21 protein-coding genes are annotated in these 18,772 nt (G+C 36.5%); 11 read left to right on the forward strand and 10 right to left on the reverse strand.

Going from position 1 to position 18,772, the window contains the following annotated elements; translation table 11 throughout:
* The first annotated feature begins 181 nt into the window (after positions 1 to 181).
* Genes AC4IFE_RS08245 through AC4IFE_RS08255 form a run of 3 tightly spaced genes read left to right on the forward strand, consistent with a single transcriptional unit; the run spans position 182 to position 2,200 of the window.
* The gene (locus tag AC4IFE_RS08245; RefSeq protein ID WP_490756256.1) at positions 182 to 973 is read left to right on the forward strand and encodes an SDR family oxidoreductase; all 792 of its coding nucleotides are present in this window, start codon (positions 182 to 184) and stop codon (positions 971 to 973) included.
* A 3-nt stretch (positions 974 to 976) separates the two neighbouring features.
* Positions 977 to 1,378 carry a GlcG/HbpS family heme-binding protein gene (locus tag AC4IFE_RS08250; RefSeq protein WP_490756258.1) on the forward strand — a complete coding sequence of 134 codons (402 nt, stop codon included), beginning with the start codon at positions 977 to 979 and terminating at the stop codon, positions 1,376 to 1,378.
* 18 nt (positions 1,379 to 1,396) lie between these two features.
* Positions 1,397 to 2,200 carry a helix-turn-helix domain-containing protein gene (locus tag AC4IFE_RS08255; protein ID WP_490756260.1) on the forward strand — a complete coding sequence of 268 codons (804 nt, stop codon included), beginning with the start codon at positions 1,397 to 1,399 and terminating at the stop codon, positions 2,198 to 2,200.
* A 56-nt stretch (positions 2,201 to 2,256) separates the two neighbouring features.
* Here the strand turns inward: AC4IFE_RS08255 and AC4IFE_RS08260 are convergent, their stop codons facing one another.
* Together AC4IFE_RS08260 and AC4IFE_RS08265 are read right to left on the reverse strand one after the other, a co-directional pair.
* Positions 2,257 to 2,751 carry a PPC domain-containing DNA-binding protein gene (locus AC4IFE_RS08260; RefSeq protein WP_490756261.1) on the reverse strand — a complete coding sequence of 165 codons (495 nt, stop codon included), beginning with the start codon at positions 2,749 to 2,751 and terminating at the stop codon, positions 2,257 to 2,259.
* 10 nt (positions 2,752 to 2,761) lie between these two features.
* A complete protein-coding gene (locus AC4IFE_RS08265) occupies positions 2,762 to 3,607 on the reverse strand; it encodes an NAD(P)-dependent oxidoreductase (RefSeq protein WP_490756263.1) in 846 nt (281 codons plus the stop codon).
* 205 nt (positions 3,608 to 3,812) lie between these two features.
* Between AC4IFE_RS08265 and AC4IFE_RS08270 the strand changes: the two genes are divergently transcribed.
* Entirely contained in the window at positions 3,813 to 4,445 is a 633-nt protein-coding gene (locus AC4IFE_RS08270) for a CatA-like O-acetyltransferase (RefSeq protein WP_490756265.1), read from the forward strand.
* Between the two features lie 54 nt (positions 4,446 to 4,499).
* Here the strand turns inward: AC4IFE_RS08270 and AC4IFE_RS08275 are convergent, their stop codons facing one another.
* A complete protein-coding gene (locus AC4IFE_RS08275) occupies positions 4,500 to 5,093 on the reverse strand; it encodes a Crp/Fnr family transcriptional regulator (RefSeq protein ID WP_490756266.1) in 594 nt (197 codons plus the stop codon).
* 605 nt (positions 5,094 to 5,698) lie between these two features.
* Between AC4IFE_RS08275 and AC4IFE_RS08280 the strand changes: the two genes are divergently transcribed.
* Positions 5,699 to 6,040 (forward strand): helix-turn-helix transcriptional regulator, encoded by a 342-nt coding sequence (locus tag AC4IFE_RS08280; protein ID WP_111953414.1) that lies wholly within the window; start codon positions 5,699 to 5,701, stop codon positions 6,038 to 6,040.
* 20 nt (positions 6,041 to 6,060) lie between these two features.
* On the opposite strand, the gene AC4IFE_RS08285 is transcribed toward AC4IFE_RS08280, so the two are convergent.
* Both AC4IFE_RS08285 and AC4IFE_RS08290 read right to left on the reverse strand, forming a co-directional pair.
* Positions 6,061 to 6,792, reverse strand: coding sequence for an MBL fold metallo-hydrolase (locus AC4IFE_RS08285; RefSeq protein WP_490756268.1), 732 nt, complete (start codon positions 6,790 to 6,792; stop codon positions 6,061 to 6,063).
* A 75-nt stretch (positions 6,793 to 6,867) separates the two neighbouring features.
* Positions 6,868 to 7,617, reverse strand: a complete 750-nt coding sequence (locus tag AC4IFE_RS08290) for an NUDIX hydrolase (RefSeq protein ID WP_490756269.1) — start codon at positions 7,615 to 7,617, stop codon at positions 6,868 to 6,870.
* A 412-nt stretch (positions 7,618 to 8,029) separates the two neighbouring features.
* Between AC4IFE_RS08290 and AC4IFE_RS08295 the strand changes: the two genes are divergently transcribed.
* Positions 8,030 to 9,220, forward strand: coding sequence for an MFS transporter (locus AC4IFE_RS08295; RefSeq protein ID WP_490756270.1), 1,191 nt, complete (start codon positions 8,030 to 8,032; stop codon positions 9,218 to 9,220).
* Between the two features lie 44 nt (positions 9,221 to 9,264).
* Here AC4IFE_RS08295 and AC4IFE_RS08300 read toward each other — a convergent pair whose 3' ends face one another.
* From AC4IFE_RS08300 to AC4IFE_RS08315, 4 genes are all read right to left on the reverse strand, one after another.
* The gene (locus tag AC4IFE_RS08300; RefSeq protein ID WP_490756271.1) at positions 9,265 to 9,591 is read right to left on the reverse strand and encodes a helix-turn-helix domain-containing protein; all 327 of its coding nucleotides are present in this window, start codon (positions 9,589 to 9,591) and stop codon (positions 9,265 to 9,267) included.
* 34 nt (positions 9,592 to 9,625) lie between these two features.
* Positions 9,626 to 10,048 carry a transposase gene (locus tag AC4IFE_RS08305; protein WP_490756272.1) on the reverse strand — a complete coding sequence of 141 codons (423 nt, stop codon included), beginning with the start codon at positions 10,046 to 10,048 and terminating at the stop codon, positions 9,626 to 9,628.
* 227 nt (positions 10,049 to 10,275) lie between these two features.
* Complete coding sequence (locus AC4IFE_RS08310) at positions 10,276 to 11,541, reverse strand: phage tail-like protein (protein ID WP_490756273.1); 1,266 nt, start codon at positions 11,539 to 11,541, stop codon at positions 10,276 to 10,278.
* A 166-nt stretch (positions 11,542 to 11,707) separates the two neighbouring features.
* Complete coding sequence (locus AC4IFE_RS08315; RefSeq protein ID WP_490756275.1) at positions 11,708 to 12,358, reverse strand: hypothetical protein; 651 nt, start codon at positions 12,356 to 12,358, stop codon at positions 11,708 to 11,710.
* A 203-nt stretch (positions 12,359 to 12,561) separates the two neighbouring features.
* Here AC4IFE_RS08315 and AC4IFE_RS08320 point away from each other — a divergent pair, with 203 nt between their 5' ends.
* Complete coding sequence (locus AC4IFE_RS08320; protein WP_490756277.1) at positions 12,562 to 13,536, forward strand: helix-turn-helix domain-containing protein; 975 nt, start codon at positions 12,562 to 12,564, stop codon at positions 13,534 to 13,536.
* 176 nt (positions 13,537 to 13,712) lie between these two features.
* On the opposite strand, the gene AC4IFE_RS08325 is transcribed toward AC4IFE_RS08320, so the two are convergent.
* Positions 13,713 to 14,912, reverse strand: coding sequence for a phage tail-like protein (locus AC4IFE_RS08325; protein ID WP_490756279.1), 1,200 nt, complete (start codon positions 14,910 to 14,912; stop codon positions 13,713 to 13,715).
* 375 nt (positions 14,913 to 15,287) lie between these two features.
* Between AC4IFE_RS08325 and AC4IFE_RS08330 the strand changes: the two genes are divergently transcribed.
* From AC4IFE_RS08330 to AC4IFE_RS08345, 4 genes are all read left to right on the forward strand, one after another.
* Entirely contained in the window at positions 15,288 to 15,989 is a 702-nt protein-coding gene (locus tag AC4IFE_RS08330; protein WP_490756280.1) for a DsbA family oxidoreductase, read from the forward strand.
* Between the two features lie 276 nt (positions 15,990 to 16,265).
* The gene (locus AC4IFE_RS08335) at positions 16,266 to 16,847 is read left to right on the forward strand and encodes a 5'-methylthioadenosine/S-adenosylhomocysteine nucleosidase family protein (RefSeq protein WP_490756282.1); all 582 of its coding nucleotides are present in this window, start codon (positions 16,266 to 16,268) and stop codon (positions 16,845 to 16,847) included.
* A 51-nt stretch (positions 16,848 to 16,898) separates the two neighbouring features.
* A complete protein-coding gene (locus AC4IFE_RS08340) occupies positions 16,899 to 17,693 on the forward strand; it encodes a helix-turn-helix domain-containing protein (RefSeq protein ID WP_490756283.1) in 795 nt (264 codons plus the stop codon).
* Between the two features lie 68 nt (positions 17,694 to 17,761).
* Positions 17,762 to 18,772, forward strand: a complete 1,011-nt coding sequence (locus AC4IFE_RS08345; RefSeq protein ID WP_490756285.1) for a S41 family peptidase — start codon at positions 17,762 to 17,764, stop codon at positions 18,770 to 18,772.

The following is an 18,772-nucleotide window of genomic DNA, read 5'->3' on the forward strand; positions in this document are numbered from 1 at the left end:
TTAAACTCTGTTGTTGCTCATGCATTTTTTAAATGATTTAAACAATATGTTCAGTTTGAGATGATCAGTTATATACATCTGTTTTATATAGAGCTTTCCAGCAATAAAACATTGAACCTTTCAGCAATAAATATCCATCTGAAATCCATGACCTTTGTCCTGTAACAATAAAGAAAACAAAATGAGCAAAACAATTTTAATTACAGGTGCAGCAAGCGGTTTCGGGAAAATAGCCGCATTTGATCTGGCTAAAAAAGGCCACAAAGTTATTGCAACAGCACAGGTATATCCTCAGATGAGTGATTTAATCAGGAACGCAGCCGAACAGGGAATTGAACTTACGGTTGATAAACTGGATGTAACGAATTCACAGGACATTAATTATATCATTAAAAAATATGATATTGATGTTCTGATCAGCAATGCAGGTATTATGGAGGGTGGCCCTATAGCTGAGCAGCCACTGGAGCTTATCCGTTCGATGTTCGATGTGAATGTTTTTGGCGGATTACAGCTGGCACAGGGGTTTGTTAAAAAATTTATTGAACAAAAGAAGCCTGGCAAGATTGTATTCACAACTTCAATGGGAGGATTATGGACGGTTCCTTATGTAGCAGCCTATTGTGCCTCAAAGCATGCGATGGAAGCTATTGCTGAAGGGTTAAAAACTGAACTGGCTCCGTTCAATATCAAAATCGCAACCTGTAATCCGGGCGTTTTTGGAACAGGATTTAATGACAGGGGAATAGACTCTATTTTCCGATGGTATGATCCTGAAGTGAACTTTACTCCGGAATCTGCTTTTGACGGGGCAGCCGATTCTCTTGCCCATCAGCTGGATCCGCAGTCTATGGCAGAGGTAATTGTAAATGTAGCATTGGATGACCATTCTAATTTCAGGAATGTGCACCCTAAAGAAACGGAAGATTTTGTAAAACAAATACAGGCCGATGCATGGACTGCAAAAAGTTAAGCAATGAGTATAACATATAGCCAGGCTGCAAAAGCGCTTCAGGCAGCCACAGAAAAAGCAAAATCCATCAATATTCCTGTAAGTATTGCCGTTGTAGATACAGGAGGGCATCTTGTGACCATGGCAAGACTGGACAGTGTTTACGGTGTTATCGATTTTGCTGTTAAGAAGGCGAAAACGGCAGTAATGTTTGGAGTTGACAGTGATGTGATGGGAACAATCATTGCCGGAGCAGGTATTCACGGATATGGCATGCTGAATTCCAATGAAGGGCTTCTTACCATTGCTGGCGGAGTAGTCATCAAAGATGCTGAAGGAAAGATCATAGGTGCGATAGCATCTTCCGGTGGAACTCCTGAACAGGATAAAGAGATTGCCGGGGCAGGTGCTGCTGTTATCGCTTAAATTTCAGATATTTGTATCATGGAGAAAACTTCGGAAATCATATTCGATAAGCTGGTATATTCCTGTGCTTTTGAAATGTACAGGGGACACGAGGAATTCATTCCCGATCATTTTCTGGGCTATCAGCTGTCCGGTGAAACACATGCTTTTCATGACAAAGGCAAAACTGTTATAAAGGAGAATACAGTAGTGCTCGTCAGAAAAAATCAACTGATCCGAACGGTAAAATACCCTTCAAAGAATAAAAAATACCAGTTTCTGTCTATAACTCTTGACCAGGAAACACTCCGTCAGTTTGCAGCAGAACATAAAATAAGTCCCTCCGAAAGATTTTCCGATACTGAAAAGCTTTTTTTTGAGCCTGATGAATTTTTCAGCGGGTATTTTGTTTCACTGCTTCCATATATTGACAAAACAAAAACAGCAACTTCCAGACTGGCGGTTTTGAAGGTCAAAGAGGCAATAGAGCTAGTTCTGCAGAGTAATCCTGATTTTAAAAACCTGCTTTTTGATTTTTCAGAACCGCATAAGATCGATCTTAAGGAGTTTATGAATAAGAATTTCAAATTCAATGTGCCGGTGGAAACATTTGCAAGGCTCACAGGCCGTAGTCTTTCCGGGTTTAAGCGTGATTTCAGCAAAGCTTTCAACATGACGCCTAAACAATGGCTTAAAGAAAAAAGACTGGAAGAAGCATATTACCAGATCCGGCATAAAAACAAAAAGCCGTCTGATATTTATCTCGAACTGGGATTTGAAAATCTGTCCCATTTCTATTATTCTTTTAAACAAAAGTTTGGTCTTACGACCAGCGAGGTTTAATTAAAAAAACACGCTATCTATAAAAAGGGGCAGCTTATCGCTGCTCCTTATTAGTTTTATTTTTCAAAATCATAGAAATTGATTCCAACTTTTTCGTCCTTAATTTTTACAACCCGGGTATTCAGCGGATAGAAAATAAATTCTCCGGCACCGCAGATTTTAGCATCCAGAAGATGTCCGGCCAAAGCAGTATAATCTTCTCTTCCCAATGTAATATGAAGATGAAGAGTAGGTTTTCCTTCTATTTCTGAAACATTTCCGGAGATATTGGTCATTTCCATCTGCTCATGGAATGTCCTGTCTACATAATTCTTATCCGAAGGTTTGAAAAAACGCAGCGTAGCTTCGTCTACCGCCCCGATACCGGTAACTTCTCCGGCCTGAATGTTCTGATCTTTAATGAAATCAGTCAAAGCATCAACTATACTTGATCTGTTTTTTACACTTACTATATAAACCTGATCAACTTTTCTTGCAGACCAGTTTTCTCCTTTAAAGTTTTGCCTATCCATAGTTCTTACAGTAAAATTAATATTTAAATTTCCGATCAAAATTCTGTTTTTATTTTTTAAGATAATTAATAATACCGATCACATCATCTTTCCCAAAACCTTCATCGTGTGCAGATTGATAGGTTTCACTCAAGACTTTCGACAAAGGAAAATCAGCACCTGCATCCTGAGCAAGCAGAATGTCCTTCAGCATAAGATCCAGGGCAAAAGCGGGATCGTACCGGTTATTGATCAGCATGGGTGTTTTTACTTTGGTAGCGCCACTTCCGCTGGCACTTTCATTGATGATTTCCAGCATGGCAGTTCGGTCGATTCCTAATTTGTCTGCAAACAGAACGGTTTCTGCCAATCCCTGGTAGATAGCGGACAGGAAATAATTGATGGAAAGTTTCCCTGCAATTCCTTTTCCGTTTTCCCCTAAATGCTTAACTGCTTTTCCAAGTTTTTCAAGATAAGGCATAGCCCGTAAAAGGTCTTTTTCTTCACCACCCGCCATAATGATCAGTGTTCCTTCTGCAGCAGGAACCGTACTTCCGGCTACCGGTGCATCAATAAAAGCTGCTTCTTTTATTTTGATAGCTCCGCTTAGCTCTGCAGTGGCCTGTGGAGAGATCGTGCTCATATCTATAAAAAGTTTTCCGGTAATGTCCGATTTCAGGATATCTTCGTAAACTGCTTTGGCAGCATGATCATCGGTAAGCATGGTGAATATGATGCTGCTGTTCTTCACCAGATCTGAAATCTGAGTATAAACCGTTGATTTTTCTTTAAAATCTTTAGCTTTTTCAGGTGATCTGTTGTAAACTGAAAGCGGAAATCCTGCCTTTTCAAGATTTTTTGCCATAGGGTGACCCATATTTCCTAACCCGATGAATCCTATTTTCTCTTTCTCCATGCTTTATTTTTTTGCGGTGATTAAACAATGGCATTAAAGCCAAAATATAAAATTATTTACACTTTAAAAATGAATTTTATAATGTAAACCTGCTCTATTTGCAGCAAAAAACCGACCAAAGAAAGGCTATATTTTTATAATATTTTTTGTTGATTAACTTTTAAAACCCGGAAAACTTACGGAAATTTGCAGCAAATAAAAATCAATGAAGATCATAGATGTCGAAAAATGGAACCGGAAAGAGCATTTTGAATTTTTTTCAAAAATGGCAAGCCCGTATTTTGGTTTTACCACTGAGGTTAACTGTACCCAAGCTTATGCCTATGCAAAGGAAAACGGACATTCTTTTTTTGCCACATATCTTCACCGGTCGATGGTTGCCGTAAATGCCGTAGACGAGCTGAAGCTGCGGATTGTAGACAATCAGGTGGTTTTATATGATGCTATTCATGCAGGAACAACGATAGGAAGGGCAGATGGGACTTTTGGCTTTGCGTATATCCCTTTTTCAAATGATTTTAATACATTCAATGATATTATGCAGGCGGAAATAGAAGATGTACAGCGCACATCAGGGATCAGGATGAATAATGGCGAGCTTGGTAAAGATCTCATCAGGCATTCAACAATTCCATGGAATTCTTTCAGCGCGCTGCTTCATCCGACGAGTTTTAACAATTCGGAATCTGTGCCAAAGATCACATTCGGGAAATTCAGTATCCGTGACGGAAAAAAATATCTACCTGTTTCTGTGGAAGCGCATCACGGTCTGGCGGACGGGATTCATCTTGCAAGATATCTGGAGGAGTTTCAGAAACAGCTTGATGGGAGGGTATAAGCCTGATTAATGTTAAGTTCTGTAAAATTATATTTTATAAAAAAAATGAGAAAATCAATACATAATTTTTCTATTTTCTATCTTTAAAATCTTATCCTTTTCCATACTTTTTATCGCTCTTATCACCGTTTCTACACGCAGGCCGGTAAGCGAAGCCAGTTGCTGCCGCGTCATGGGAACCTTAAAGGAATAGGGACTTTTGACTTCATAATAACTTTTAAGATAATCCAAAAGCTGTTTCAGTTTCATCACAGGATTCGGAACGGAAAGATTGTAAAGCATCATGTATTTGTAATACATCCTTTCTGCCAAACATTTATAGACGTTCAGACAAATCTCCGGGTTGCTATTTATCAAATTCATAAAACGTGTTTTTGGAAGCCTGAGAACAGTAGAATCCTCTATTGCTATTGCATTCATAGGGTAGGGACGGTCTACAAACAGTAAGGACTCTCCAAAACTCTGGCCGCCTGAAAATATATTCTGGATAAATTCTTTTCCGTTCTCTGTATAATTATTGAGTTTAACCTGCCCCTGCTCAATCTGATAATAAAATATAGAAAATTCTCCTTCACGGAAAATAATATCTTCCGCTTTATAGTCTTTAGCTTCTGCTCCAAATGAAATAAGTAAATCTTCAATGATCATGATTAAGTAAGTTTTTGATTAAAATTAAGCAACCGTTTAGTATTGATGCTTCAACAACAGGAAAACTGAATTTTCAATACTGTAAAGAACGGCCAATTTTGCTCAGCTTTTCTCCATACAGATACCATATATATACCACAACATTGAAATGTTGTCCTTCATCTGAAATCAATATATTCTCAATATAATAGGGAATAAAATCCTTAATAACATTGATTAAGATCATAAAAAACAAAATTCTTATCTGCTACATTTGTTTAAATATAAAGTACAGGTTAACCTAATTTTAAGCTGGAAAACATAATAATACACTATTTATAAAACGGAGCGTGGTATGTATGTGGTATTTTAATTCTGTAGAATTTTAATCATTTTCTCTTTCTTTGTTCCTTTTAAAATAGTTAAAGAATGAACGTCAGATAGAGGTTTGCAAGCAAAAATACCAATCCGGAAAGTGTATTATAATTATAAATTATAGAATGTATTTGCAACCTTAAACTTCCATAACACCATAAACAGCTGTTACAATAACAGGAAAAGAAGAACAGGTACTGGTGCTTTACATATCAAAGCATCAAAAAATAAGTAGAGATGAGAAAAATATTATGAAAAACGAAAAACCGCAATCTAATTTAGAAGATTTGAACCAAAAGATTTTTATGCAGGACGAAATTATTACTTTAGCTAAAGAAAATTCACCACGCCTGTTGAATAAATTCAGGTTAGTTTACCCTGATTTTTTTGATAAAATAGCTAAAATACACCCCAACCTCAAAAATTCTGAATTGATTTTTTGCATTTATCTAAAACTTAACTTCACTACTAAGGAAATTGCGACTTATACTTTTGTAACTCCCAAAGCCATTCAGAACAGAAAAAACCGGATCCGGAAAAAACTTAATATTCCTTCTGAAATGGATATTTACAAGTGGTTTAATGATCTTTAAAAACAATTTTTTGTATTAGATTATATTTGGATTACTGCTTTGTCCAGATCGTGGTAAAGCAGTATCTTCCAATTCTCATCAGCAGCTTCTTTCTGCCATTTCAGTCTTAATTCCATCGCTTTTCTGCCATCAAAATCACTTTTATAAGCAAGATGGTATTTAAGGTAAGACTCCTGAGGAAGATCATCCGCTCCGTAAAAAACAGTTTCCCCGTTCTCTCTGATCCAGAATACCTGCATAAAAGGGGTATGGCCACCCACCACTTCAAAAGAAATCGCTGTATCTATCTCTCCCTGATCTTCATCCATCCATACAATATTGGGAAGACTAATCAGCTTTTCCAGTGTATTAAAATCAAAAGAAGGATTTCCTTTATTTTCCATCGCGAAAGCCAGCTCCCGTTTTTGAATATAGATCTCTGCATTCGGGAATGCAGAGGCAAATCCATTTTCGGTTTTCTGTATACTGCCGTCAATATGATCTTTATGAAGGTGAGACAGGAGAAGTCTAGTAATCTGTTCCGGTTTTATATTTTCTTTTTCCAGTAATGTGGAAATCACAGTTTTTCCTTCAGCATTTTTCCATCCTATACCGGCATCAAGAAGGATATAATCATTGGCTGTAATAATAAGAAAAGGCTGCACAGACATTTTAATTCCTTTCACTGTATCAAAATTTTCATCTGTCAATAGTGTAAAGTCCTTTGTTTTGCTGGCCGAGAAATTGCCTTCTTTAAGAGGAATAATTTTCATTCTGCAAATTTCCCTAATATTTCTAAAACCTGAAAACCTTTTTTTCAATATGACTTATCGTAAAAAACGATTATGCTACCAGCTGTTCAATCCGTTTTTCAGAGCCTTGATATAATTTTTTTCATCAAAAGAGTAGAGGTCAGGGGCTTTATGGGCGCCACCGCGTCTCTGTTCTTCAAGCTTGGTCAGGATTCCCAAAGTCTTCATTTTCCTGTAAAAATTTCCCCGGTTAAGCTCTTTTCCTAATATAGCTTCATATAATTTCTGAAGTTCAGGCAGTGTGAATTTTTCCGGAAGAAGGTTCCGTCCCACAGGTATTGCCGCAATTTTCTGCCTCAATATGAGGAGAGCTTTTTCAATGATCTCCCGGTGATCCATCGCCAGTTCAATTTCCTGCAGTTTGCTGAGGAAGATCCATTCGCAGGTTTCACTGTACTGATCGGGAATGATGTTAAACATTGACGGGTTATAAAGTGCATAATATCCTACAGAAATAAAGCGTTGCTTCTGAAAAAGAGTTTCATCAAAATCCTCAAAATAAGATTCACTTCTGTTTTTTCTTCCGAACACTCCGAATTCTTCAAGATAAATATCTGCAACCCCGGTTCTTTCTTTAAGGATTCTTTTAACAGCTTCATCCAGATCCTCATCTTTTTTAACATAGCCACCCGGCAGCAGCCATTTTTTTCTGTAATTGGTTTTCAGAAGCAGAACTTTAAGTTCATTATGCTCAAATCCGAAAATAACGGGATCGGCTGAAATATGAGGCAGAAAAACCTCTTTTGCCTCGGCAGATTGCTGTAAAAGCTGTTGTTTAAAATCCATGGAACTAATCTGAAATTGTGTCTTATTACAAATTTGCTGAAAAAAAACGAAATCCTGCCAAAAATCCTTTTATAGAAACTTGAAAAAAATATAAGCCACTACAAAATATTAACAGATAGTTTTCCGTTAGAGATAAGGAACAACACTACATGGCTGACTTTCTGTAAAGCTATTACTGATGAAAAAGACAACTCCCACTTTTACTGCTGACAAATTATTTTAAGATTAAATGCCATAGTTGATTGAAAGAGGCCGTTTCAAATAAACGGCCTCTTTTTTTAAAATTGATTATCTTTGCTCATCGTAAAGAAAACTTCTTATCTGACTGTTTCAACAATTAATTGTCAACAGTCCTTGAATCATTTTCTATCCATCCATTCTATTGTAAATTTGAAATAATTCTTATCATATCATGCAGGCAAACTTATCTTCCGGCATTTCCCGTACTGTGATCTGGCTTATGGCAGTTATTTCGGGGCTTGTGGTAGCCAATAACTATTATAACCAGCCACTATTGGCACTCATCTCCAATGATTTTCATATTTCCGAAAGTGCAGCGGGAAGAATTTCCGTTCTTACCCAGATAGGTTACGCCCTGGGACTTTTACTGCTGGTACCTTTGGGAGATAAATTCTTCCGTAAGAAATTAATTTTATTTGATCTGGTTCTTGTATTTGGAGCCTTGCTTTGGATGACCTTTGCCACTGAATTATGGATGCTGTATGCAGCAAGTCTGCTGATAGGAGCGACTTCTGTAATTCCGCAGCTTTTTGTGCCTATTGCAGCAGAATTATCTTCGGATAAAGAAAAATCTTCCAATATTGGACTCGTGATGTCAGGATTGCTTCTCGGGATTCTTTTGTCACGTTTTATTGGAGGTATTGTAGGTGAAGTCTGGGGATGGAGAGCCATGTTCGGAATCGCAGCAGGATTAATGGTCCTGGTGTGGATTGCCGTATACAAAATGCTTCCGGAAATGCAGCCAAATTTCAAGGGGACGTACAAAGAATTAATGAATTCCGTGGTTCATCTGGCAAAGACACAGCCTATCTTACAGCTCGCTTCATTCCGTGGAGCAATGGCCTTCGGATCTATGTGTGCTTTGTTTACAACATTGGTTTTCCATATGGAAAAACCGCCCTTCAATGCAGGTTCTTCCGTAGTGGGAAGCTTTGGGCTGGCCGGAGCTGTAGGAGCGCTGGCAGCGGCAAAAGTGGGAAAACTTCAGAAATATCTGGATATCAATAGAATTATTTTATACTCACTTTTTATAGTGGTGGGAAGCTGGGCGTTTACCTATTTTGCCGGGGAAACGTACTGGGGCTTGATCGTTGGTGTTATCCTGGTTGACCTTGGCGTACAGTCCAGCCATATTATGAACCAGACCAATTACTTCTTAATCAGATCCAATGCGGTTAACAGATTGAATACGGTTTATATGGTTTCTTATTTCATCGGCGGATCACTCGGAACGTGGCTGGCTTCTATAGCCTGGCAATATGCGCAGTGGGAGGGAGTATGCTTTGTAGGAGCATCTTTTGGACTGCTGGCAATCATTGCTCATGTTCTGTTCTGCAAAAAGGTGAATAAATCCCGAGTTTAGTTTTCGGCCTCAAACTAGTTGTAGTATTGATAACTTTTAAAAACCTACACCAAAAACATTTTCTTCCATTTGCTGACGGAATTACGGCTTAACTTGAAACGGCATGCCAGCTGGCTGTTATTAAGTTTATATTTTTTCTGATAATCCAATATTTTCAGGATATCAGACTTCCGGTAAGAACGGTGTTTTTGGTTGAAATTTTCAGTTTGTTTATCTGTTGTTCCAAAGATTATCGTATTCAATTCAATAATATGCAAAAACGACAGTCTGTCCATATTAAGCAATACTTCACATTCTTTTCGCTTGTGAGGAAATTTCTTGGTCAATATATCGGAATAAATATTTTTATAATTAGGATGATTATTTTTCATAGATGTGTATAGATTTAATAAAGAGGGGAATAGATTATTCTGCCTTTTCTTTGTGTTTTATTAACCATTTATAAAGTGTTGTTTTAGGTATCCCATACTCTTTTATTACCCCTGTTCTGGTCATTTCTCCTGTGTTGATCTGTTCCAGTATAAAGTCAATAATTTCTCTGGTGTAGATGCTTTTACGGAACTGAGGAAGCGTTGTTTTTCCGGTTTTCTGTTTTGTACCCGGCGGCGCATAAATAATAAGGTGTTGTGAATAAATACGAAAAAAATCATACTCTAACAGTTTACTCCACTTCAGCAGAGTTTCCGTATCAAGGCTTTCTTGCTGGTACATTTGTTTAACCTCTTCTTCGGTACATTTTAAAAAGTTACATATCCGCTGCATTTCTATCTTGCTTTCTGCAACGCCTTGTTCAATGATTGGTCCAATGTAAATACTTTTGAAATTCATTTTTGTGTTTTTTTAAAAATGACAGGTTTGACTTTTCTTTCTCATAATAAAGCCGGCCGCAAAAAAATAGTGCAAAAGATTATATAAAAACTTATATTAAAAAGCTGGCCGGCTAAGTTTTATTTTATTTTTGGTTTTTTCCTATGATAAAAGAAGCTCCCATTAATTCTTCCCATCATTTGTGTCTTTATGTTCAGAAAAACGGGAGCTTCAGTTCAATTAATCATTTAAGACGACATTCTTTGTGCTGTCATAAAGACACGTCGGATGTTATTAGCAGGATTAGCATCATTCAGGTTATCTACAGAAACATAAACGATTATTCTGTACCAGATTGCGTCTACAAGTAAATCTATTGTTTCTATCTCCATAGAATCATCAGTACCGGTCATAGCAACTGCAGGAGCTGAACTGCTATTCATATTATCTCCATAGTTAAGATAAATTCCGTTATCTGTTTCTATATAACCTCCCGGAGCAAGTAAAATATTAGCACGACGGTAGCGGTCTACGCTTGATAATGCTGCATACCAAACTTTAATGTTAGAATTAAAAATATTTACCAAACGAGGATTGTAGGAAACCGTTCCACTGCCTGCATTGGAACTGGTATTAAAATTAAGATCCAATTTCACTTTTTGTCCTAAAATAGCATCATAAGTACCACCAACATAGGTACTCAATAATCCTACGTACGTCGCTGGTAATGTATAGGTGAAGAACTGATATTCGCCAGGAGCAAGTACTTTTCCAAGGCCAACTGTTGCACCACAGCTCTGTCCTCCGATTGAAAGGGGAAATGTTGTTGTATTCGGGCTGGATACCGTTGGTGTTCCGGAAATAGTATAGTTTAAAGTACCGGATCCCTGTGCAAAACTGCCCTGCGGAAGTGTTGCTGTAAGTCCGTTTACAGGTCCTATAGTCTGTGCAGCGTATATTCCTGCATTTCCTCCTGTATAAGGAACCGACATTGTACCATTATAAGGAATGCCTGCAGTATAGGTTAGCGGAACCAGATTGGCACTTGTACAGTCCAAACCACCTATTGTACCTGGTTGTAATGAGTGATTATCCAAAGCTCTCCATTGGGTTCCATCCCAATATACATATCCTACAAAGGAAAAAGTAGGAGCTGTTCCTAAGTTATACACTAATAAGCCAATCGCAGGACTTGGTATTGTAGCCGCGTCATTATAGGCTGTTAAAGCGACCCTTGGTGCTAAAAATCCTTTTTTGCTTCCTGATGCAAGCTGGTTTACATTAAGTTCCAGAATAGCAGAGGCGTCGGGAGTTGTTCCGATACCTGTGGATCCTGATGCGGTTACAATAAAGTCATCTTGTAACTGTGCTGCAGTGGGAGTTCCTGTAGTCACATTATTTTTGGCACCATCTATATTGAAAACCCCTTGTGGATTTTGTGTGTTGATTCCTACCTGAGACCAGGCTAAGGAAGATGTTGTTAAGGCTATTGCTAAGTATATATTTTTTTTCATTGTTGTTTAATTTAGAATCGATTGAATAACAGTATGCTCTATTCTGTTATTATTTATTTTTTTATGATTTTGTAACAGATTTTCAAACTTAATGAACACCTGGTTACACTTGAGGAATATTCGGGCTTATTTGCTTATAGGTTTTAGTTCCGTATTCAGCAGCAAATTATATTAAAAAAGGAGGGGGCCGGATGCTGAAGACCCTTATATAGGAATGGGATACCGTATTATTATTAAACTCTGATAAGATATCTTTTGGGAAAACAAAAGAATAAAGGCTAAAAGAGTTTTCGTTAATCAGCAGTTTATAATAATCATTATATGGGGAAGGAATACAGCATTTGCTGTCTGCAGCTAGAATAAAATGATTTTGATTCTTATCTGCCGGAAAACAAATATTTATAGACTGAGTATGTTGGGCAGGTTTGCTTTTCTTTACGTCAGCTGGCTCCTTAAATGTTTTTTTGGCAACCGCTTTTGCTGACGGGACATTGTTTTTCTTTTCTTTATAAATGAAAACATTCTGGGAATTATAGATTACGGTTCCTTCCGAAACATAAAGAACCTTATCCGTTTTTATTTCTTTGGTTTTAATTGGAGAAGAGGACACATCTTTTGTAATGGTATGCAATTGATCTTCATTGAAAACATATCCTCCTTCGGATACAAAAATTACAGCGGATTTATTTTTTTCATTACTTTTGCCAGACTCGATTTTATGATTAAATGAAGGACGCATACCATAAGCATACAAAGTCCCCGACGTGAGAACATGTATTAAAATGCTTTTTGCTATGGTCACAATATTTTTCATCATTTGTATTTCGCTGCAAAATTATATGCATAAGTGTGGATTGAAAAACAAAAGGAGCCAAAGCATCAATGAAAAGTCACTTTTTAATTAAAGATCAATAAATTTAGTTATCAGTAAAAGCAGATAAATTAAAACACTAACAACCAGAATGTTACATAAAGCAAAGATCACTTTTCATTGGCTATTTAGTATAAATAACACAAAAAATGGATAATACAAGACTGAGAGAACAGGAGATCTTAAGACTAAAAGAGGAACTTTCAATAAGATATAATTATCTGATGGGAGCTATTTTATTATTGTTTACATTAATATATCTGTTCATCATAAAAGAAAATATAGTTGGATATTATTGCCTGGTTGGAGCTGTTTTTATGTTCGGTCATCCCTATGTTTTTAATACTTTATTTCCTTCACTTCCTTTAGAAAAAATAGTCCGGGGTTATCTTATTATTGCGCCCGTATATATCTTTTTTATTATCATTTATTTTTGGAAATACTCTATTTTCCAATTTTGCTGGCTGGTTCCCGTACCACTTGGGGCCTATATTTTCCTCGGTAAAAGACAAGGTTCTATTTTTGCGGTGTATACCTTATTCATTGCAGTTGCAGCATTTCTTACCTGTAATATTGGCCCATTCTACTCAGTAATAAAGCCCTACGAAAATATCTTTCGGTATAATGATCTGCTCACATTTGGATTTAATATCACCATTGTGTATTTGCTCATTTACTACAAAGAGAAAATAACGGAACAAGAATTTCTTTCCATTATAGAAAAGAAGAAACGCATTACGCTTCCTATTACACTGGATGAAAAAGAAATATCCGGTGCAAAGTCATTATTCGAAAAAATAGAAAATGAGATCATCACAAACAAGCATTTCACCAATCCAGAGTTTAATATTTCGATGTTATCTACTATTCTGAAAATCAGTAACAACTATATTTCAAAATCAATAAGGATACAGGGATATTCTAATTTTAATACCTATGTTAACTCTCACAGGATTAGTTACGTAAAAGAACTGATTGCAAAAAGTGATCTGGAAAAAGTAACCCTGATGTATATTTATACCGAAGCAGGATTTATCAACCAATCTACCTTTAATAAAACGTTTAAACAATTTGTCGGAATGACTCCAAGCGAGTACATTCAAAAAGAAAGTAGTAAAAGCTAATACCAAATAGGATTTGGCACTAAGTTAAAGTTATAACATATAAAGAAAGAGGCTGTTTCAAAAGATAATAATGCTCTGAGAACCTCCTAAATAAAAAATTGTCAATGGGGGAGTCCGAGAGAGTTACTTTTGAGACAGTCTCTTTTTACATCTTTGATTGTTTTTAGAATCGCGTCTTAAGGAGCTGTAATCTGATCTATTTTTATAAATACTTTCATTGTTAACGGGTTAGTGCTCGTCTGCCCTCCAATTGCTCCTGCCATCATAGTAGCTGTATAGGCTACTTTTGTTGTAGTAGATGTATCTATCCAGGTATAATATCTATATTCGGGTCCATTATTAGATCCCTGATAAATACCTGGGTCTCCCCAATATACTCTTGAAGCGGTTGTGCTGGTGCTCCATGTATTTCCTGTATTAAGATCCCCTCCGAATAAATTGGGAACAGCTGTTAAAGTATTCCCCGCCTGGCCGATATATCCTCCGTATTCAGTTGAGTTGTTCCACATTAAAATTTTATTGGCACCAGAATTATTCCTTATCTGCACATCTGAGAACTGTACCTGTGTTGTGTTATTGGTGGCAGTAGCTGATGCCGTTTGATTGGAATGCTGTAAAAAGACTCTGAAAGTATATAATCCATCAGGCGTTGTTGCTTCAACAGAAAAGCCTTTAGTTCCATTTGAATCGGTTACAAATTTCAGATAATCCATTACCGCAAGGCTTTTAATATCGGCAGTTACTTGATTGCCAACATTTATACTGCTGCAACCGGTAAACCCAGGATTCAATGTGATAAATGGTGTTAAATCAAATGTAATCCCCGTAGGAGAGTTTTGAGAGGCAATAGGTGTTCCCGATACATTAAATGACAATGAACCTGAACCCGATTCAGTTTTACCGTCTGAAATAGTTGCAGTTACAGCAGGATTACCTACCGATGTAAGTATTGTCCCGGTAAATTTACCGCCATTAGAAATAGTATATGGAATTTTAATAACGGTTCCTGCAATGAGAGGTGTACCACCTGTTATCGTCTGCTGAGGATCTAATGTGGCTCCATTACAATTTAATGTGGCTATTGCATTAACTGAAGAAGAATTGTCCATAGCTCGCCATTCTGTACCATTCCAAAAATAAAAGCCCTTAGGTAGGGCCGTTCCGGTATTATACACAAATAAGCTAACTGCATTGGCAGCAGTGCCTAGCTGAACCGTTGTTGTTGTTAAATTTACTCTAGGAACAAGTATTCCTTTGGTAGTGGATATAATATCCAACACCGAAGAAGGATCAGGCACTGTTGTATTAATACCTACTTGAGCACCAAGTGTCAAAGAAGTAAAAACAAAAATTAATGTTTGCAAATGTTTTTTCATGTTTTTATCTGGTTAAAGTTATTAAATCATCTAAATTTCAATATAATCAGTTATATATTATTAAAATTTATTTCAATAAAGTAAATATAATATATTATATTAAAAAAAAATATAAATATTAAATAATTTTTTTTTAACATAAGGTAAATTTATGTAATTGACTGTTATACATGCAATAAGACTTTTTGACTAACCCCTGAAACTATACAAGCCAAATATGCATCAACAATTCACGGACAACCTTGCATTTGGTATTATTGAAAATCAGAAGAGCATTATTCTGTATTCATAATATACTGTAATAAATTTTGTTACAATTAAAAAATGTATTAATTTTGCAGTCTGATAATTCATCAGAAATTAAATAAATAAAGAATGAAAATAGAAATATGGTCGGATGTTATGTGTCCGTTCTGCTACATCGGGAAGAATAATTTTGAACAGGCCCTTGAAAAGCTGTCATTCAAAGACGAGATAGAAGTAGAGTGGAAGAGCTTCCAGTTAGACCCAACCTTAGATGCTGTTCAACCCCAGAATACGATTGAATATTTTAAAGAGAAAAAAGGGTTTCCTGCAGACCAGGCATCTCAAATGATTGGCCAGGTGACCCAAATGGGAAAAGGAGCAGGAATCGATTTTAATTTTGAAAAAGCGCTGATCATCAATACTTTTACAGCCCATAAATTACTTCATCTTGCCAAAAAATACGGTAAGGCGAATGAGATGGAAGAAGCTCTTTTTAAAGCTCACTTTATCGACGGAAAAAATGTAGGAGATATTGAAGTACTTCTTTCCCTCGCAGAAAATTTGAATATGGATAAAGAGGAAGCAAGACAGGCCCTGACATCTGATCAGTTCGATTATGAAATCAGTCAGGATATCCAGGAGGCCAAAAACAATGGTATTTCCAGTGTTCCTTTCTTTGTTCTGAACGGGAAATATGCCGTATCCGGGGCACAACCTGCAGAAGTTTTTGCAGATGCCCTTCAGCAGACCTATAAGGAAACAGTAAGCCCGTTTAAAGACCTTTCAAAAGACGGCGGCGCATCTTGTGATACAGATGGATGCAGTGTTTAATCGTGTAAGTAAGTTTGAGAGTATTACGGTTGAAGGGTAAATGAGGCAAGAGATGCCAGTATTTCCAATTGATTAACTTTAGTGAAGGACAGTAATATTCGTGGAATTTGTGAAAAGATTAGTGACATTAGTGTTTTTTGATAAAAAATAAATTAGCTTTTTCAATATAAAACACCTTACACCGAGGTGTTTTATTATTAAAAGCTTTAAATAAAAAAGAAAGAAGTTAAATTTTATCCCTTCAATGCGTATTTTTGTTTAAATATTTTACGTTCAATGATAAAAATCAATGCCGAAGCTCAATATCCGGTTTCTGAAACCCTGTTTGTCTTTGCTTTGGATTCGGAGGCAGGACAGGCTTTTGAGGGAAAAAATAAATTGGTAACAGGAATAGGAAAAGTAAATGCAGCCATTGAACTTACCAAAGAAATTCACGCTAAAAAACCTAAACTGATTGTCAATCTGGGATCTGCGGGAAGTAAAAGCTTCGGTAAAGGAGAAGTGGTATGCTGTACAAAGTTTATCCAGCGGGATATGGATGTAAGAGGCCTCGGCTTCAGTCTTTATGAAACTCCCTTATCCGGAATTCCGCCTGTTCTGGAATATGGTCTTCAGATGACCGGTCTTGAAAAAGGAATCTGTGGCAGCGGCGACAGTTTTGAGATGAATCATTCCGAAACGGACTATAATATTGTAGATATGGAAGCCTATCCGCTTGCCCTGATCGCCATGAAAGAAAATATCCCTTTTCTCTGCCTGAAATATATTTCTGATGATGCAGGAAGCGATGCAGCAGACGACTGGGCAGTTCAGGTGCATCTGGCTTCTGAGGCTTTTAAAAGAATATTATTCTCATAATATAAGGTCTGGAGAAAACTTGATGACTTTAAAATTCCATTCTGCATTTATATGACAGTTACTTTTTATCAGCCGGTAGATCCTCTTCTTAAAACATATATTGAAGGATATTATTTTGTAGAAAAAGATACTATGGATCAGCCGGTCAGGTACCTTACTTTTCCGGACAACTATTTTATTGTATCAGCCTGCCAGAATGTAGCAATTACCCAGGATAAAGGATGGGTGGAAATCAGCAGATCGTTATCCGAAAATTTAGTGATCGATTTTGTTTCCAGATGCTCTGTTCCTACTGAAATTTTTTACCGGGAGTCCGTTAATGAAATTACAGTTTACTTTAAGCCATTGGGAATCTATCACTTTTTTGATGCAGATGAGAATGAAGCCTTGCAAGACCGCATTCATTTTTCAGATTTTAAAGAAATGATGAATACTGTTTTAAATGAATCCGGCAGGAAAAGACAGATTGAAATGCTGGAAGCGTACTGGCTTTCAAAATTCAAGCAGAAAAATTTAGTATTGCCCTATAATCTATTGGCTGATTTTGAAACCGAGCTCAGCATCGAAGAAATTGCAGTAAAAAATGGCATAACAAGACAATATCTGAACAAGATCTCTAAACGTTACTTAGCCAAACCTGCCTCTGAATTCAGAAAAATACAAAGATTTCGTAAAGTTTTGATTTCAAATAAAAAGGTAAGGAACCTCACAGAGCTTTCCTATGAAAATCTTTTTTACGACCAGTCCCATCTTATTAAAGATTTTAAAGAATTCACTAAAATCAGCCCCAAAAAGTTCTTTGAAAATGTAGATATTGAACAAAATAATATCTGGCTGTTTATCTGAGTTTCCATTTTTACAATTTATAGTATCATCATTGAAATACTTTTACTGAAATATTAAATCTAGTTTCAATGAAAAAAATACTGTCCGGAATTTCTCTTTTCCTTTCTCTGGTTTCTTATGCACAGAAAGATGACACCAGCGCAATACTGTCTGACATTACAGAAAAAATAAAGAGCTACTACATCGATAAGGAAGCTTATAAAAAAGCAGATTCTTTATTTCAAAATGAATCTGAAAAGGGAACTTTTAAAAATTTAAGTAAAAAAGACTTTGCCGCATTTCTCACTCAAAAGTTGAGAACAACTATAAAAGACAAACACTTTTTTGTTAAATACCTCGAAAACTACAGCCCACAAAAAGCTGTAGATGAGAAAGAAAGAGAAAAAGAAAACAATTTTCATAACAGCCTTGAAAATTTTGGATTTGAAAACGTTCAACGCCTGGAAGGTAATATCGGTTATATTAATTTCAAAGGTTTTGCCACCCCTCAATCCAGTGAAAAAACATTGGCCGCAGCCATGAATTTTATTGCCAACACTCATTCATTGATTATTGACCTGCGAGAAAACGGAGGAGGAGATAATGGAATGCTTCTCCTGTTCTGCAGCTATTTTTTTGATAAAAAAACGGATCTTTATACTACATACTTCAGAAATAAAGATGAAACCGTGATAAACAGCACCCAATCTAAAGTTTCCGGGCAAAAATATCTTCATAAAAAAGTCTATATTCTGACCAGCAAAAAAAGTTTTTCAGCAGCAGAAGGTCTTGCTTACTTTTTGCAGGAACATAAGCTGGCCGAAGTAATAGGTGAAAAAACAGAGGGCGCTGCCAATCCGGTAGATCATTTTATCATCAAAAATCAATATTTACTGCTGGTTCCGACCGGACAGATAAAATCCGTCATAAGCCATAAAAACTGGGAACCTGTCGGGGTAATTCCTGATCAGGAAGTAAAAGCTGAAGATGCTTTAAAGACTGCTCACCTTAAAATTTTAAAGAATATTTTAAAAACAGAAACAAAAACAGAATTAAGCATACCCGAAATAAAAAATCTTATCAATAAATTAGAGCAATAA

The sequence above is a fragment of the Chryseobacterium sp. UF-81 genome, assembly GCF_058245105.1.

Coding starts and splice junctions, on each gene's coding strand:
- AC4IFE_RS08325 (WP_490756279.1), bottom strand. CDS start 14,912: ATGAAAAAACATTTGCAAACATTAATTTTTGTTTTTACTTCTTTGACA.
- AC4IFE_RS08320 (WP_490756277.1), top strand. CDS start 12,562: ATGGATAATACAAGACTGAGAGAACAGGAGATCTTAAGACTAAAAGAG.
- AC4IFE_RS08330 (WP_490756280.1), top strand. CDS start 15,288: ATGAAAATAGAAATATGGTCGGATGTTATGTGTCCGTTCTGCTACATC.
- AC4IFE_RS08290 (WP_490756269.1), bottom strand. CDS start 7,617: ATGGATTTTAAACAACAGCTTTTACAGCAATCTGCCGAGGCAAAAGAG.
- AC4IFE_RS08340 (WP_490756283.1), top strand. CDS start 16,899: ATGACAGTTACTTTTTATCAGCCGGTAGATCCTCTTCTTAAAACATAT.
- AC4IFE_RS08270 (WP_490756265.1), top strand. CDS start 3,813: ATGAAGATCATAGATGTCGAAAAATGGAACCGGAAAGAGCATTTTGAA.
- AC4IFE_RS08250 (WP_490756258.1), top strand. CDS start 977: ATGAGTATAACATATAGCCAGGCTGCAAAAGCGCTTCAGGCAGCCACA.
- AC4IFE_RS08310 (WP_490756273.1), bottom strand. CDS start 11,541: ATGAAAAAAAATATATACTTAGCAATAGCCTTAACAACATCTTCCTTA.
- AC4IFE_RS08265 (WP_490756263.1), bottom strand. CDS start 3,607: ATGGAGAAAGAGAAAATAGGATTCATCGGGTTAGGAAATATGGGTCAC.
- AC4IFE_RS08335 (WP_490756282.1), top strand. CDS start 16,266: ATGATAAAAATCAATGCCGAAGCTCAATATCCGGTTTCTGAAACCCTG.
- AC4IFE_RS08245 (WP_490756256.1), top strand. CDS start 182: ATGAGCAAAACAATTTTAATTACAGGTGCAGCAAGCGGTTTCGGGAAA.
- AC4IFE_RS08255 (WP_490756260.1), top strand. CDS start 1,397: ATGGAGAAAACTTCGGAAATCATATTCGATAAGCTGGTATATTCCTGT.
- AC4IFE_RS08315 (WP_490756275.1), bottom strand. CDS start 12,358: ATGATGAAAAATATTGTGACCATAGCAAAAAGCATTTTAATACATGTT.
- AC4IFE_RS08280 (WP_111953414.1), top strand. CDS start 5,699: ATGAAAAACGAAAAACCGCAATCTAATTTAGAAGATTTGAACCAAAAG.
- AC4IFE_RS08300 (WP_490756271.1), bottom strand. CDS start 9,591: ATGAAAAATAATCATCCTAATTATAAAAATATTTATTCCGATATATTG.
- AC4IFE_RS08345 (WP_490756285.1), top strand. CDS start 17,762: ATGAAAAAAATACTGTCCGGAATTTCTCTTTTCCTTTCTCTGGTTTCT.
- AC4IFE_RS08305 (WP_490756272.1), bottom strand. CDS start 10,048: ATGAATTTCAAAAGTATTTACATTGGACCAATCATTGAACAAGGCGTT.
- AC4IFE_RS08295 (WP_490756270.1), top strand. CDS start 8,030: ATGCAGGCAAACTTATCTTCCGGCATTTCCCGTACTGTGATCTGGCTT.
- AC4IFE_RS08285 (WP_490756268.1), bottom strand. CDS start 6,792: ATGAAAATTATTCCTCTTAAAGAAGGCAATTTCTCGGCCAGCAAAACA.
- AC4IFE_RS08275 (WP_490756266.1), bottom strand. CDS start 5,093: ATGATCATTGAAGATTTACTTATTTCATTTGGAGCAGAAGCTAAAGAC.